Genomic DNA, 13,138 nt, shown 5'->3' with positions numbered 1-13,138 from the left:
CCGTGCTCGACGGGGTCCTCCCCCGCGGCCCGACGGCCCCTGCCTCTCCACTTCGCCACGTCCCCAGTCTGCCGTGTCGGCCGCGCCGGGCGCGGGGGCGGGTCGGCCACCCCGCGGCCGGGCCCCGAGCCAGCGGCTCGCCGGCTCCGGGGCAGCGGCTCACCGGCTCCGGTCGACCACGGCGAGCAGCCTCTCCGCCTCGCGGAGGGCGTCGCGCAGCACCTCCGGCTCCGTCGCTTCGGCCACGGCCCCGTCGGGCGCGACGAGCCAGCAGCTGCCGGACACCGGCGGCTGGGTCGGGCCGAAGGGCCCGACGGCCTGCGCGCAGGCGCTGCCGGGCACGTCCCAGCGCGCGGCGGTGCCCGGCGGAACGACGAAGCCGACGGTGTCACCCTCCCTGTCGTGCAGCACGGGTCCGACGCGCTCGCGCAGACGCAGAAGGTCGACGGCCTCTAGCCCCTCACGGGCGGGCACGGTGACCAGGTCGACGGACGTCGCATCCACGACGGTGTCCTCCTCGCGGTTCGCGGTCAGGTGGGTACGTCGTGGATACAACGCGGGAGCGCCGTCAACGGCTACGGCCGAAGACCGCCGTAAAGGGTGGCAGATCATGGCAGATACCCGGAATGATGACCCGTTTTGTTGTGATATTCGGGAGAACGACACTCCCGCCGCACGGTACGGTCCGCCCATGGCGACCTCCCCAGCGGCGCCTCGGTCCCGGCGAGGTGGCCCCGACCGCGCCCCCAACCGTCGCTTCCGGGAGCTGCGGGGCCCGTTGTCGCCCGCGGAGTTCGCCGCGGCGGTACGCCGGGCGGCGCGCGAGATCGGCGAGAACGTCGCGTGCGACGCGCGCTACGTCGGACGGGTGGAGGCGGGCGAGATTCGCTGCCCTAACTACTCGTACGAGCGGGTATTCATCCATATGTTCCCTGGGCGCAGCCTGACCGACATGGGCTTCGAGCCTCGCCAGCTGGTCCGTGGCCGCACCCACCGACGACCGTGTGGCCCGCCCGGCGACCCACCCGACGCCGGCCGCCCGGCCCGACGCGCCACGCCGGCGGACCTCGCCGGCCTCGCCGGCCCCGCCAGCCCCACCGACCCGACCGACCTCACCGATACCGAGGAGGACGAAGTGCTGCGTCGCTCCTTCGTGACCGGGGGCACCGCCGCCCTCGCGACACTGACCTCCCTGGGCCCCGCCCCCGCCACGGCCCGGCCGGGACCGCGGGAGGTCGACGCCGTGTGGCAGGCGGTGCGCGACATCCGGTTGCTCGACGACCGCTACGGCGCCGACGCCCTCTACCGGCCCGCCCAGGAGGCCCTCAGAGCCGCCCACGCCCTGCTCGACGTCGGCACCCGGCGGCAGTCGGTCGCCGACGGGCTCCACGGGGGCACGGGCGAGCTGGCCGTCTCGGTCGGCTGGCTGGCCCACGACTCGGGCCGCTTCTCGGCGGCCCGCTCCCACTACGCCGAGGCCCTGGCCACCGCCCGGATGGGCGGCGACGCCGGCCTGGAGGCGCACGCCTTCTGCAACATGGCCTTCCTGGCGCGCGACGCCGGCCGCCCCCGCGAGGCCGTTCGCGCCGCCCAGGCCGGAGCGCGGGCCGCTCGCCGGCTCGGCTCCCCCCGCCTGCGGTCGCTCCTCGCGCTGCGCGAGGCCGGCGGCTGGGCGGGCATGGACGAGCGCGCCAGCTGCGAGCGGGCCCTCGGCCTCGCCGCCGAGCTGTACGGCCAGGGGCCGTCGGCGGCGGACCCCGAGTGGATGACCTTCTTCGGTGAGGCGGAGATGGCCAGCCTGACCGCGCAGTGCTGGGCGACGCTCCGGGTGTTCGGCAGGGCCTCCGCGCAGGCGCGGCGGGCCGTCGACCTCCAGGAGCCGCGCTTCACGCGCAACGTCGCGCTCTTCACCGCGGAACTCGCCGGCCACCTCGCCCGCCACGGCGATCCCGCCGAGGCCGCGACCGTCGCCCACCACTCCCTGGAGCTGCTGACGCGGGTGCGTTCCAGCCGCGTCAGCGCCCTGCTCGCCGCGACGGCCGACCGTCTGTCGCCCCACGCCTCCGACCCGGCCGTCGCGGCCTTCCGCGAGGCCGCGGCGTGACGTCGCCTCCGTGACGTCACAGCGTGACGTCACGGGGCCGCGCCCCCGGCGGTCGCCGGCCCTCAGCCGCGGTCCTCCAGATGCGAGGTGTCGTTCCAGCGCTCCACGACCCGCTCGCCCGAGGAGCCGAACGTGAGGACGCTCAGCGACGCCGGGGCCAGGGCGAGATGTGCGGCGAACCTCACGTCCTCCCCGAGCCAGCGCGCGCCCAGCGCGCGCAGGATGTGCCCGTGGCCGAAGAGCAGCATGTCGTGCTCCGCCGCGTTGGCCCAGGCGACCATCGCGTCGGCGCGCCCGGTGAGCTGCGCCAGGGTCTCGCCGCCCGTGACGCCGTCGCGCCACAGCCGCCAGTCCTCGCCACGGCGCTCGACCACCTCGTGGGCGGTCATCCCCTCCACGTCGCCGTAGTCCCACTCCATCAGCGCGTCGCAGGCGGTGGCCCGGTCCCCGAAGCCCGCCAGCTCGCAGGTCTCCGCGGCCCGGGAGAGCGGGCTGGTGCGAACGTCGGAGTCCCGCAGGCCGTGCCAGGGGGAGCGGTGCAGCCGCGCCCCCAGCGCCTTCGCCTGGGTTCGACCGTCCTCCACGAGCGGAACGTCCGTCCGCCCGGTGTGGCGGCCGGACACGGACCACTCGGTCTGGCCGTGCCTGACCAGCAGGATCCGCCGTGCCATCTGAAGCCTCCCCGAGAAAACGCCTTCACCAATCTCGCACCCATCGCACATCATCGCCTAGGGAGGGAGGCAACCGAACCAACCGCCCCTGGCGTCCCCCAAGGAGGACGTCGCCTTACGGTTGATGGACGGGCGCAGCCCGCGGTAGATGCTGATGTGAGCCTGGAGAAGCGAGAACATGCCCCGAGACCGGCCGCGCTGGTGGAGTGAGCTGCTGCTGATCGTGGTCGTGTACGGGGCGTACACCGTCGCACGGATGCTGGCGCGCGGGAACGTCGACACGGCGATAGACAACGGCCTCGCCATCCTCCACTTCGAACGCTCCCTGTGGTTGAACGCCGAACATCCCTTGAACGAGCTGTTCACCCAGGTGGCCTGGCTGGGCGTCCCCTCGTCCTTCGTCTACGCCTCGCTGCACTACATCGTGACCCCGATCGTGCTGGTGTGGCTCTTCCGCCGCCGCCCCCTGCACTACCGGATGATGCGCACCTGGCTGCTGACCTCCACCCTGCTGGGCCTGGTCGGGTTCACCCTGATGCCCACCAGCCCGCCCCGGCTGCTCGACCCGAGCTACGGCTTCGTCGACAGCCTGGCGCAGTACAGCCACTGGGGCTGGTGGACCGACGACGCCAGCGCGCCGAGCGGCATGGGGGACTTCACCAACCAGTACGCCGCCATGCCGAGCCTCCACGTGGGCTGGTCGGTGTGGTGCGGCGTGGCCCTGTGGCACTACGGCAGCCGCTCGCTGCTGACCCGTGGCGTGGCGCTGGCGTACCCGCTGGGGACCACGATCGTGGTGATGGGCACCGCCAACCACTACTTCCTGGACGCGCTGGCGGGCGTGGTGGTGATGACGGTCGGCCTGCTGACCGCCCGGCCGCTGCTGCGCCTGTCGCACCGCTTCCGCACCCGCTGGGGCCTGGCCACGCCGGCGCCCGGCACGGAGCACGACAGCCTTCCCGTCGCGATCGGCGGGCCCCGCCGGCCGGCCCCCTCGGAGAGCGGGAAGGCCGGGGGGACGGCGGCGGTGAGGGTGCCGGGGGCACGGCGTCCGACGGCGGGGGCGCACGGGAGGGACAATGGAGCGGCGCGGCGCACGTGAGCCCCGCGCCGCCGCGCCCGCCGACGTCCCCACCTCCCCGCTCCCCCGCTCCCGCCCGCTCCGCTTTCGGCGCCGCCGCCGTGGCGTTCTCCCCCTGATCCCGACCGTGGAGGCTGACTGACGATGTCCGGTTCCGGCCAGGACCCTCGGCCGCGCGCCGACTCACCGCGCTTCCGCCGCCCCGCCCCCCTCTTCTTCGACCCCGCCGACCGCCGGGACGAGGAGCCCGAGCACTTCTTCGACCTGGAGAAGCTCACCGACCCCGCCGAGCTGCTGGGGCGGGCCACGGAGCTCGCCGTGGCCTTCCAGGCCGCCGCCGACCGCGCCGTGGAGTACCAGGCCGTGGCGGCGGCCCAGCTGGCCGACCCCGGCCGTTTCGACCGCCTCCCACCCGCCGCGATCGCCGACCGCGCGGGCTGGACGGAGGACTACGCGACGAAGATGATCGACTACGGACGGGACGTGCTCCGCCGCCGCCAGGAGACGGACGAGGAGGCCGGCGACGGGTGACGACCGGGTCCGGAGAGGTCCCGGTAACCGATTTTTGCGCAGGCAGATCGGGGTGCTAAGGTCTACGACGTGACCAGGCGCCGCTAGCTCAGTTGGTTAGAGCAGCTGACTCTTAATCAGCGGGTCCGGGGTTCGAGTCCCTGGCGGCGCACCACTGCCCAGGTCAGAAGATCATCTTCTGGCCTGGGCATTTGGCGTTCTGGCGTCTGGGCTCGGACTCACGAGCCGGGGCGCGCGATCCTTCCGCGCGTCGGGCCCGGACCTCCCGGCGCATGGCCGACCCGCCGGGTTCGTCCCGGCCCGGCGCTCACACCGCCTCCTCGTCCCGGGCGACGCCGCCGGCACCGGGACCTGGACGGTGTCCCCGCGGGCCCGGACCTGGGTGAGTCTCGGCCGGGTGCTCACGCCCTCGGGTTTCGCTGGGGCCAGCGCAGCTCGGTGCGGTCGGCCGTCTCGCCGTAGACGAAGCCCCGGGCCTGGTTGATGAAGTCGATCGGGAAGCCGAGTTCGAAGCCGGTGGCCGCCTCCAGGCGCGTCACGGCCTCCTCGGGCAGCGTCAGATCGAGGGCGGCGAGGTTGTCGGTGAGCTGGTCGAGACGGCGGGCACCGAGGACGGGGTGAACGCTGTCCCGGTGGTGCATCGTCCAGGCCAGCGCCACCTGGGCGGAGGTGACGCCCAGCTCGTCGGCGACGGCGTCCACCTCGCGGGCGACCGCCAGCTCGCGCTCGCTGATCTCGGCGGTGTTGAGCCGCGTCGTCCCCTCCGGCAACGCGGCCCCGCGCGTGAACTTTCCGGACAGCAGCCCGCTGGCCAGCGGGCCCCAGGCGGTGACGGACATACCCAGCGCGTCGGTCATCGGCAGCAGGTCGCGTTCGATGTCGCGCTGCGCCAGGCTGTAGGGCACCTGGAGGGCGACGAACGGGCTCCAGCCGCGCCAGGCGGCGAGGGTGTTGGCACGGGAGACCACCCAGCCGGGGGCGTCGGAGATGCCGATGTACAGCACCTTCCCGGCCCTGACCAGGTCGTCCAGGGCGCGCATGGTCTCCTCCAGCGGCGTGCTGGGGTCCCAGATGTGCACCCAGAGCAGGTCGATGTAGTCCGTGCGCAGCCGCTTCAGGCTCGCCTCCACCGAGCGGACCAGGTTGCGGCGGTGGTTGCCCCCCGCGTTGGGGTTCCTCCCGTCCGTCGAGAGGGTGTACTTGGTGGCGAGCAGGAAGCCTTCCCGGTCGGCGGCGAGCAGGTCGCCGACGATGCGTTCGCTGGAGCCGTTGGTGTAGGCGTTGGCGGTGTCGAGCATGTTGCCGCCGGCCTCGGCGTACGCGGTGAACAGCCTGCGGCACTCCTCGGCCGGGGCGCCCCAGCCCCAGTCCTCGCCGAAGGTCATGGTGCCGAGTATCAGTTCGGACACCCGCAGTCCGCTCGGGCCGAACGTGCGGTAACGCATGAGGAACCGCCTCCAGGGTGGCTCGTGGGGTGGGAGGAACGCGACGGCGGCGAGCCGGTGACGCGGGACCGGGCGCTCACGTCGGTGGCGTGGGTGGCCACCAGGGGCTGCGCTGACGCAGTCGCGCGGCCGCGTCGCTGACCAGGCCGGGGTAGGACGTGCCCGGGTACCAGGGCGTGGTGGGGATGTCGTCGAAGCCCGGCAGGTCGGTCAGCTGCCGGACCATCCGGCGCCTGGTGTGCGCGTCGGGCAGCGGGCCGCGCATGGCGGCGACGTTCTCCAGCAGGTGCCCGGGGTCGGAGGTGGCGGGCAGCGCGCAGGTCACCGCGGGGTGGGAGAGGACCCACTTCAGGAAGTACTGCGACCAGGTGTGGACGCCCAGTTCGGCGGCGAGGCCCGGCAGGGCGCGGTCCGCGACGACGTGGTGGAGCCGCCCCTTCTCCAGCGGCATGTTCACCATGACCGCGACGCCGTTGTCGGCGGCTGCCGGGAGCAGGCGGGCCTCGGCCTCGCGCGTGCGGATGGAGTAGTGGACCTGGATGAAGTCCAGTTCGGCGCGCTCCACCCAGTCGGCCATGATGTCGTAGTACGCGGGCTCGTGGTGGGTGAGGCCGATGTGACGCACCAGCCCCTCCTGCTTCCAGGCGTGCAGCAGCGGTATGACGCAGTCGACGTTGACCAGGTTGTGGCACTGGAGGACGTCGACGGGCCGGTCGCGGGCGAGGCGTTCCAGGGAGCGTTCGAGGCTGGCGAGGGCGTGGCTGTCGTCCCAGAGGTAGTCACCCGTGGACCAGATCTTGTTGGTGAGGAAGACCTGGTTCTGGATGCCCAGGCCCGCGACGGCCGTCCCGGTGTTCGCCTCGGACGTGCCGTACAGGGGCGAGGTGTCGATCAGCCGGCCGCCCTCCTCCCAGAACCGGCGTACCACCTCGGTGACGTGGGCGGTGTCGGCGCCCTGGCGTGTGTCGAAGGTCATGAACGTGCCCAGGCCGATGGCGGGCAGCCACTCGCCCGTCTTCGGGACCTGTCTGCGTATCAGGTCCCCGCGCTCCGGGGCCGGAGGCGCAGCCGGCGTCGGAGCCGCGGTCGCTCTCCCGTCCGTCGCCGCCGTCGCCGCGGCCGCGGCCGCCAGGCCGCCGCCGGCCCGAAGGACGCGTCGTCGCGTCACGCCGTGTGCCGTCGCGGGCTCGTCGTCGAACACCTGGTTCTCCCTTCCTCCACTTACGGAAAGTGAGCGTAGCTTCGGCACTCGCCTCATGCACACACCGTTCTGGTCTGCTGATATATCCTCAAGGTATGTCGATTGACTTAAGACTGATGCGCTACGTGATCGCGGTGGCGGACACCGGCGGATTCGAACGCGCCGCCGCCCAGCTCCACATGGCCCAGCCCCCGCTCAGCCGCCAGATCGCCGCGCTGGAACGCGAGCTGGGCATCGCGCTGTTCCTGCGCCGCCCCACCCGCCTCACCCCGGCCGGCCGGGTCTTCGTGGCGGCGGCCCGGGAGACGCTCCAGGCGGCCGAACGCACCGTCGCCCTCACCCGCCAGGCCGCCCGCCGGGCGGAGGGCACCGTGCGCCTCGGGTACGGCCCCACCACGGCGTCGACCGAGACGCCCCTGCTGATCGCCGCCATGGCCGACGCCCACCCGCTGGTGCGGGTGCAGGCGCGCGAGCTGTGGGACACCGAGCTCACCGCCTCCCTCCGCTCGGGCGAGACGGACGCGGCGCTCGGCCGCCACCTCGCCGCACCGGACGGCTGCACCGTCCTGCCGCTGCGGCGGGAGGACTACGTCGCCGCCGTCCACCCCCGGCACCGGCTCGCCCACCGCCGCGAGATCGCGCTGCGGGAACTGCGCGGGGAGTCGCTGCGCGTCTTCGCCCGTGACCTCGCCCCGGACTACTACGAGGCGGTCCTCGTGGCCGCCGGCAGCACGGGGGAGTCGTTCCCCGTCTGGGAGAACCCGGTGCCGGGCCTGCGCAACGACTTCGGGGTGCACGACAGCGGGTTCATGCTGCTGCCCCGTTCCGTCGCCGCCTCGCTGCCCGAGGTCAGCGTGCTGTCCCTGAGCGACGACCTGCCGGCCGTCACCCTCGAACTCGTTCTCGCCGAGACCGCCGAGCGCCCCGCCACGCCGTCGGTTCCCTCCCCGCTGGCCGCCCTGGCCGCGACAGCCCGCGCCGTGGCCGCCGATCAGGGCTGGTCGGCCGGGTGAGACCACGGGCGGGTCAGGACGGGGAGGGCGACGTCACCGCCAGGCCGCTCTCCGGCGGTGGCCGGGCGTGGTCGTCCCCGCCGTGGGCGCGGGCCACGACGCGGACGACCTCGCGGCCGGAGCCGTTGCGCCTGCCGCCTCGGTACTGTGGCGTCGCATGACCGACACCGCGATCGAGATCACCGCAGACCTGGTCCGCGAGCTGCTGCGGGAGCAGCATCCGGACCTGGCGGGGCTGGCCATCCGCGAGGTGGCGGGCGGCTGGGGCAACCAGATGTGGCGCCTCGGAGACGAGTTGGCCGTGCGGATGCAGCGCATGGACCCCACCCCGGAGCACCAGCTCAGGGAGCGGCGGTGGCTCCCCGTGCTGGCCCCGCGGCTGCCGCTCCCCGTGCCGACCCCGGTGCGGTTCGGCGAGCCGTCCGAGCGCTTTCCCAGGCACTGGACCGTGATGACGTGGGTGCCCGGCGAGCCGCTGGACCACGGCTCGATCAGCCGCGGCGTCCACGCGGCCGACACGCTGGCGGGCTTCCTCCGGGCGCTCCATGTGAAGGCGCCCGCCGACGCGCCGATCGCCACGGACCGCGGTGCCCATCCCCGGGACTGCACGGGCGGCTTCGAGGACTTCCTCCGGGCCGTCGCCGCGGACGACGTCGCCGCCGACGTCCGGGCCGTCTGGGACGACGCCGTCGCGGCCGACGCGTGGGAGGGCCCACCCGTGTGGGTGCACGGCGACCTCCATCCCGCCAACGTCGTCGTCTCTGACGGGACGCTCTCGGGCGTCGTCGACTTCGGTGACATGTTCGCCGGCGACCCGGCGTGGGACCTCGCCGCCGCGTGGGTGCTGCTGCCCGCGGGCACGGCCGCACGGTTCTTCGACACGTACGCGCACGCGGACGAGGCGGCGGTCCGGCGCGCCCGCGGGCTGGCCGCCATGAAGAGCCTCTTCCTGATGCTCATGGGGCAGAACGGAGACCGGGGCCTTCCCGGCGGCAAGCCGAACTGGGGGCCCGTGGGCCGGGCGGCACTTGACCGTGTTCTGAAGGGCGTCTGACGAGCGGGCCGTCCGAGGTCCGCGAACGGCTCGTCTCGCGCGCGGGCGCGTCGCGTCCCGTCCGAAGGGCACGCTGCCGGTCGTCCCTGGCCGACATCCCGAAGGTGATGCGGAAGAGCCGGCTGAAGCGCGACGGGTCCGTGAAGCCCCACCGCAGGGCGATGCTGTGGACGGAGCGCCCGTGCAGGCGCGGGTCGGTCAGGTCGCGGCGGCAGTGCTCCAGGCGGCGCTCGCGGATCCAGGCCGCGGGGGTCGTGCCGCTCGTCGCGAACAGCCGGTACAGCTGGCGCACGGAGATCCCGTGGGCGGCGGCGACGACGGCGACGGACCGTCCACGCCACGGCGAGCCGCTGTCGAGGAGCAGGGCGTCGCCGGCGCGGAACGCCGTCTCGCGGCCGTCGACCGCGAGGTGCCCGCCGCCGGCGAGGACGCGGTTGAGCTGGTACACCTCCGGGTCGGACTCCCTGACGAGGCGCGGGGTCCGCGCGACGTCCAGGCACGGGAAGGTGTGGGTGGACAGCTGGATCTCCCCGAGTCGTGCCACGCGCATCGCGGCGCGGAAGTCGTCCTCCTGGTCGCTGCGGAGCAGCGTCGGCATGTGGAGACGCCGGGCGTGTTCCTCGAACAGGGCGAACCGGTCCGACGCCGGCACGCTCTCGGTGCTGAACTCGGTCACCACCATGGCTACCCCCGGTGTGCGCGGACCCGCGGCCCCGCGGCCCCCCTCGGTCCGGTCTGCCCCAGCATGTGGCGGCGCGAGAACCGCCCGCAAGGCGTCCGGACCGTCCGGGACACGGCCGGACGGCCCGGACACGGCGGGCTTCCCCTCCCGCCCCCGGTCCGCTCGGAGGAACGGCGCGCCGGGGGCGGGTGGTCGGCCGCCGCCCCGCGCGGTCAGGGCAGCATGGCCTCGACGAGGTCGGCGGCCCGGGGCGTCCCGCCCTCGGCTCGGGCGTCGGCGCGCAGGCGCGCGAGGCGGCCGGCCACCTCGGGGTCGGCGAGCAGCTCCTCCAGCGCGGCCCGCAGCGTCCGCGCCGTCGCCTCCGCCGTGTCGACGCGGCGGGCCACGCCCAGCTCGACGAGCCGGTCGGCGTTGGCGAACTGCTCGGCCCCCTGCGGCACGGCGATCATCGGGACCCCCGTGAGCAGGCCCTCGGAGCAGCCGCCCATGCCCGCGTGGGTGACGAACGCGTCGGCCTGCTCCAGGATCTCCAGCTGCGGCACCCAGGAGTGCACCTCGACGGAGGGCGGGATCTCGCCGAGCTCCCGCGGCTCGGTGTACTTCCCGATCTGGAGCACGACGTGCCAGCCGGGCAGCGTGCCGAAGGCCGCCACGCACTGGCGGTAGAACTCCGGCTGGCGCGTGTACGCCGAGCCGAGGGAGACCAGGAGCACCCGTTCGGCGTCGGCCGGGCGCGTCCAGGCCCGGTCGTCCGCGGGCGCGGGCCGGCAGGGGCCGACGAACGTCACCGCGTCGGTGTCGACCTGGTCGGCGTGTGGCTGCATGGCGCGGGGGATCAGCGCCAGCGCCCGCGCGGGGTGGCCGGAGAAGGCGTCGACGTCGGTGGTGGTGGCGCCGCAGCCGGCGAGCCACCGCGCGAACGTCGCGCGGTACGCGTCGGCTCCCGGCAGCCGCCACAGCTGCTCCGCCACCTCCTGGTAGCCGTCCCACGCCACGTAGGTCGGGGAGAGCTGGAGGACGGGGCGGCCCTGGCGCTCGGCGAGGGCGCGCGCGGCGTAGGCGCCGATGTCGTAGAGGTAGAGGTCGGCGGGGTCGCCGTCGTAGGCGGCGCGCAGCTGCGGGAGGGCGCGCACGGCGTCGTCGAGGAAGAGACTCATCGCGGCGATGGGGTCCTCGGGCCAGTCGTTGTCGGCGACGGGCAGGCCGGAGGCGCAGGGCACCAGCTCGGCGCCCGTGGAGGCGACCAGCTCGGCCACCGCCGGGTCGTTGGCGTAGGTGACCCGGTGGCCCCGGGCCACCAGCTCGCGGATGACCTCCAGGCTCGGCAGGACGTGGCTGACGGCGGGGATGCCGACCATCGCGACGTGGGCGGGGCGGCGGGTGGCGCGCGAGGGCGACCCGGACGCGGACGGGGATGGGGACGGGGAGGTGCTGGGGGAGGACATGGGGGACCCCTCGTTTCAGGTCTACGGCGAACAGGGCACGACGAGCCGGTGCGCCGGCCACCCGGGCGGGAACGCCCGGTCGTGGCGGCGCACGGCGGGGGGTGTGCGGGACGCGGCGAGGCGAACCGCCCCGCCCGCGTCAGCCGTAGATCTGGAGGAAGTGCATGGTGACGACTCTAACCGCTCCCACCTCTCCGGGTGCGGGTCCGGCGCCCCGACGCGGCGGCGCCGCCGGGGCGCGCCGTCAGCTGTCCTTCGGGATCGCGGAGTTGAGGCGCGCCCGGTAGGCGGTGAGGTTGTCCCTGCGCAGCTCGGGCGCGAGCCGCGGGGCGTAGTGGCCGACGATGTCGCGGAAGCGCTCCAGGGTGACGTCGTCCATCAGCGCGGCCGAGTCGTCGGCCAGCGGGACGGTGAGGTAGCTGCGGACGCGGCCGAGGCGGTGGGCGTGGTGGCTCATGTCCACGGCGTAGTGGTTGACCATCCTCCGCCGTTCGGGGTCGGCGTGGGAGATCTCGTTGGCCAGCGTCTCGAACCCGAGGTTCAGGAAGAGGTCGGGCCGCTCCAGCAGGGCCGTGTGACCCGGCGAGCCGCGCCATCCCGGGCGGTTCCAGTTGGCGTTGCCGGGGATCTCGTTCTTCGCGGGGAAGCCCCGGTACTCGGAGTGGGGGAAGGTCTCCAGCAGCATGCCGCACAGCTCGCGGGTCTCCGCGAGCGTCTCCTCGTTGTCCTCGGGGATGCCGAAGACGTACAGGATCTCGGGGACCATGGCGTGCTCCTCCATGTGCTGGAACGCGCGCAGCAGGTCCGAGCGCAGGCCGTCGGCGTGCTTGCGCATGGCGCGCAGCAGGCTGACGGAGGCCGCGCCGTCGGCGCCGAAGCCGAAGCGGTTGAAGCCCGCGGCCTGGACGAGCTCGCGCACGTGGTCGGAGGCCATGGCGGCGTTGTAGGAGTCGGCGCGGGTGAGGGCGTGGAGCGTGAGGGTGACGCCGTGCTCGCGGGAGACGTCGGCGACGTCGGCCAGGTGGCGGGTCAGGAGGGCGAGGTCGCCGCCGGGCAGCGCCTGCTGGAAGAAGTCGAGGGAGGTGCAGTACAGCTCCAGGGAGCTGATGCCCAGCCGGACCGCGTGCCGGCAGTACAGGTCGAGGACGGCGCGGGTGTTGAAGAACGTCTCGCGGCGCTGGATCTGGGCGCCGCAGAAGCTGCATCCGAAGAGGCAGCCCTGGCTGAAGGGGAGGGTCAGCTCGTTGCTGAGGTAGACGCGCAGGTCGTCGTCCGTGAGGCGGTCGACCTGCCGGTCGAGGGTGGCGTCCATGGCGCCGGGCAGGCCGGCCAGGGCTTGGCGCTCGGTCTTGCGGGCAGCGGGGAAGAGGCGTTGGAACTCCTCGGGTAAGAGGCGCTCGACGCCCTGCCCGCCGACGTGGACGCGGGCGGGGTCGACGTGCCGGGCGAGGTGGCGGAAGACGTGGACGGCGGGGGTGATGTTCTGCGCGCCCATCACGCTGATGCCGAAGGAGTCGTACGCGTCGAGGTCGGGGACCTCGCGCAGGTCGTGCAGCTGGCAGTCGAACAGCTCGGGCTCGGCCGCGCCCCGGGACTGGAGCAGCTCGGCGGCGTACAGCGGCGCGACGGGGAGGAAGGGCTGCCGGTCGGTGACGAACGCGGTGTCCTCGGCGAGGTAGTTGTCGTGCACGTACGGCGGCTGGATCATCAGGGTCCGGCCCGTCGGCACGTCGGTGGGGACGGCGCCGGGGGTGGCGAGGCGCAGCGGAACGGGGGCGGGGCGGCGGCCGGCGCGGCGGGTGGGGCGTCCGGGCGCGGGCGAGGCGGAGGGCTGGGGTTCGGGCGGGGTGGGCACCACGACACTCCTCGGGGGATGGCGGGGGGAGGGAAGGGAGGAAGGAAGCGAGGGAG

At 74.1% G+C, this 13,138-nt stretch carries 12 protein-coding genes and 1 tRNA gene; 6 read left to right on the top strand and 7 right to left on the bottom strand.

The window, feature by feature from the left end; translation table 11 throughout:
* Positions 1–159 precede the first annotated feature (159 nt).
* Complete coding sequence (locus tag ACTWP5_RS26850) at positions 160–504, bottom strand: hypothetical protein (RefSeq protein ID WP_443223719.1); 345 nt, start codon at positions 502–504, stop codon at positions 160–162.
* Positions 505–691: 187 nt separating this feature from the next.
* Here ACTWP5_RS26850 and ACTWP5_RS26845 point away from each other — a divergent pair, with 187 nt between their 5' ends.
* Entirely contained in the window at positions 692–2,104 is a 1,413-nt protein-coding gene (locus ACTWP5_RS26845) for a hypothetical protein (RefSeq protein ID WP_443223718.1), read from the top strand.
* Positions 2,105–2,166: 62 nt separating this feature from the next.
* Here the strand turns inward: ACTWP5_RS26845 and ACTWP5_RS26840 are convergent, their stop codons facing one another.
* The gene (locus ACTWP5_RS26840) at positions 2,167–2,775 is read right to left on the bottom strand and encodes a histidine phosphatase family protein (RefSeq protein ID WP_443223717.1); all 609 of its coding nucleotides are present in this window, start codon (positions 2,773–2,775) and stop codon (positions 2,167–2,169) included.
* Positions 2,776–2,953: 178 nt separating this feature from the next.
* Here ACTWP5_RS26840 and ACTWP5_RS26835 point away from each other — a divergent pair, with 178 nt between their 5' ends.
* The 3 genes from ACTWP5_RS26835 to ACTWP5_RS26825 all read left to right on the top strand — a co-directional run bounded on the left by ACTWP5_RS26835 (position 2,954) and on the right by ACTWP5_RS26825 (position 4,541).
* Positions 2,954–3,877: a phosphatase PAP2 family protein gene (locus ACTWP5_RS26835; RefSeq protein ID WP_443223716.1), complete on the top strand. Its 924-nt coding sequence runs from the start codon at positions 2,954–2,956 to the stop codon at positions 3,875–3,877.
* A 123-nt stretch (positions 3,878–4,000) separates the two neighbouring features.
* Complete coding sequence (locus tag ACTWP5_RS26830) at positions 4,001–4,387, top strand: hypothetical protein (RefSeq protein WP_443223715.1); 387 nt, start codon at positions 4,001–4,003, stop codon at positions 4,385–4,387.
* A 77-nt stretch (positions 4,388–4,464) separates the two neighbouring features.
* A tRNA-Lys gene (locus ACTWP5_RS26825) sits at positions 4,465–4,541 on the top strand.
* Positions 4,542–4,788: 247 nt separating this feature from the next.
* On the opposite strand, the gene ACTWP5_RS26820 is transcribed toward ACTWP5_RS26825, so the two are convergent.
* Entirely contained in the window at positions 4,789–5,832 is a 1,044-nt protein-coding gene (locus ACTWP5_RS26820; RefSeq protein WP_443223714.1) for an aldo/keto reductase, read from the bottom strand.
* Between the two features lie 76 nt (positions 5,833–5,908).
* Positions 5,909–7,033 carry an aldo/keto reductase gene (locus tag ACTWP5_RS26815; protein ID WP_443223713.1) on the bottom strand — a complete coding sequence of 375 codons (1,125 nt, stop codon included), beginning with the start codon at positions 7,031–7,033 and terminating at the stop codon, positions 5,909–5,911.
* Between the two features lie 95 nt (positions 7,034–7,128).
* Between ACTWP5_RS26815 and ACTWP5_RS26810 the strand changes: the two genes are divergently transcribed.
* The gene (locus ACTWP5_RS26810) at positions 7,129–8,046 is read left to right on the top strand and encodes a LysR family transcriptional regulator (protein WP_443223712.1); all 918 of its coding nucleotides are present in this window, start codon (positions 7,129–7,131) and stop codon (positions 8,044–8,046) included.
* Between the two features lie 157 nt (positions 8,047–8,203).
* Positions 8,204–9,100 carry an aminoglycoside phosphotransferase family protein gene (locus ACTWP5_RS26805; protein ID WP_443223711.1) on the top strand — a complete coding sequence of 299 codons (897 nt, stop codon included), beginning with the start codon at positions 8,204–8,206 and terminating at the stop codon, positions 9,098–9,100.
* On the opposite strand, the gene ACTWP5_RS26800 is transcribed toward ACTWP5_RS26805, so the two are convergent.
* From ACTWP5_RS26800 to ACTWP5_RS26790, 3 genes are all read right to left on the bottom strand, one after another.
* Complete coding sequence (locus tag ACTWP5_RS26800) at positions 9,003–9,782, bottom strand: AraC family transcriptional regulator (protein WP_443223710.1); 780 nt, start codon at positions 9,780–9,782, stop codon at positions 9,003–9,005. The two genes, ACTWP5_RS26805 and ACTWP5_RS26800, sit on opposite strands and share 98 nt — an antisense overlap.
* 212 nt (positions 9,783–9,994) lie before the next feature.
* Positions 9,995–11,227 (bottom strand): macrolide family glycosyltransferase, encoded by a 1,233-nt coding sequence (locus ACTWP5_RS26795; RefSeq protein ID WP_443223709.1) that lies wholly within the window; start codon positions 11,225–11,227, stop codon positions 9,995–9,997.
* Between the two features lie 244 nt (positions 11,228–11,471).
* The gene (locus tag ACTWP5_RS26790; RefSeq protein ID WP_443223708.1) at positions 11,472–13,082 is read right to left on the bottom strand and encodes a hypothetical protein; all 1,611 of its coding nucleotides are present in this window, start codon (positions 13,080–13,082) and stop codon (positions 11,472–11,474) included.
* Positions 13,083–13,138: the final 56 nt, after the last annotated feature.

The sequence above is a fragment of the Streptomyces sp. 4N509B genome, assembly GCF_052245655.1.
Lineage (GTDB): Bacteria > Actinomycetota > Actinomycetes > Streptomycetales > Streptomycetaceae > Streptomyces.
This window is presented reverse-complemented; position numbering and strand designations above follow the sequence as displayed.

What these genes read in the sequence shown, in the direction of transcription:
- ACTWP5_RS26845 (WP_443223718.1), top strand. Translation starts at nt 692, where the DNA reads ATGGCGACCTCCCCAGCGGCGCCTCGGTCCCGGCGAGGTGGCCCCGAC.
- ACTWP5_RS26840 (WP_443223717.1), bottom strand. Translation starts at nt 2,775, where the DNA reads ATGGCACGGCGGATCCTGCTGGTCAGGCACGGCCAGACCGAGTGGTCC.
- ACTWP5_RS26835 (WP_443223716.1), top strand. Translation starts at nt 2,954, where the DNA reads ATGCCCCGAGACCGGCCGCGCTGGTGGAGTGAGCTGCTGCTGATCGTG.
- ACTWP5_RS26830 (WP_443223715.1), top strand. Translation starts at nt 4,001, where the DNA reads ATGTCCGGTTCCGGCCAGGACCCTCGGCCGCGCGCCGACTCACCGCGC.
- ACTWP5_RS26820 (WP_443223714.1), bottom strand. Translation starts at nt 5,832, where the DNA reads ATGCGTTACCGCACGTTCGGCCCGAGCGGACTGCGGGTGTCCGAACTG.
- ACTWP5_RS26810 (WP_443223712.1), top strand. Translation starts at nt 7,129, where the DNA reads ATGTCGATTGACTTAAGACTGATGCGCTACGTGATCGCGGTGGCGGAC.
- ACTWP5_RS26805 (WP_443223711.1), top strand. Translation starts at nt 8,204, where the DNA reads ATGACCGACACCGCGATCGAGATCACCGCAGACCTGGTCCGCGAGCTG.
- ACTWP5_RS26800 (WP_443223710.1), bottom strand. Translation starts at nt 9,782, where the DNA reads ATGGTGGTGACCGAGTTCAGCACCGAGAGCGTGCCGGCGTCGGACCGG.
- ACTWP5_RS26795 (WP_443223709.1), bottom strand. Translation starts at nt 11,227, where the DNA reads ATGTCCTCCCCCAGCACCTCCCCGTCCCCATCCCCGTCCGCGTCCGGG.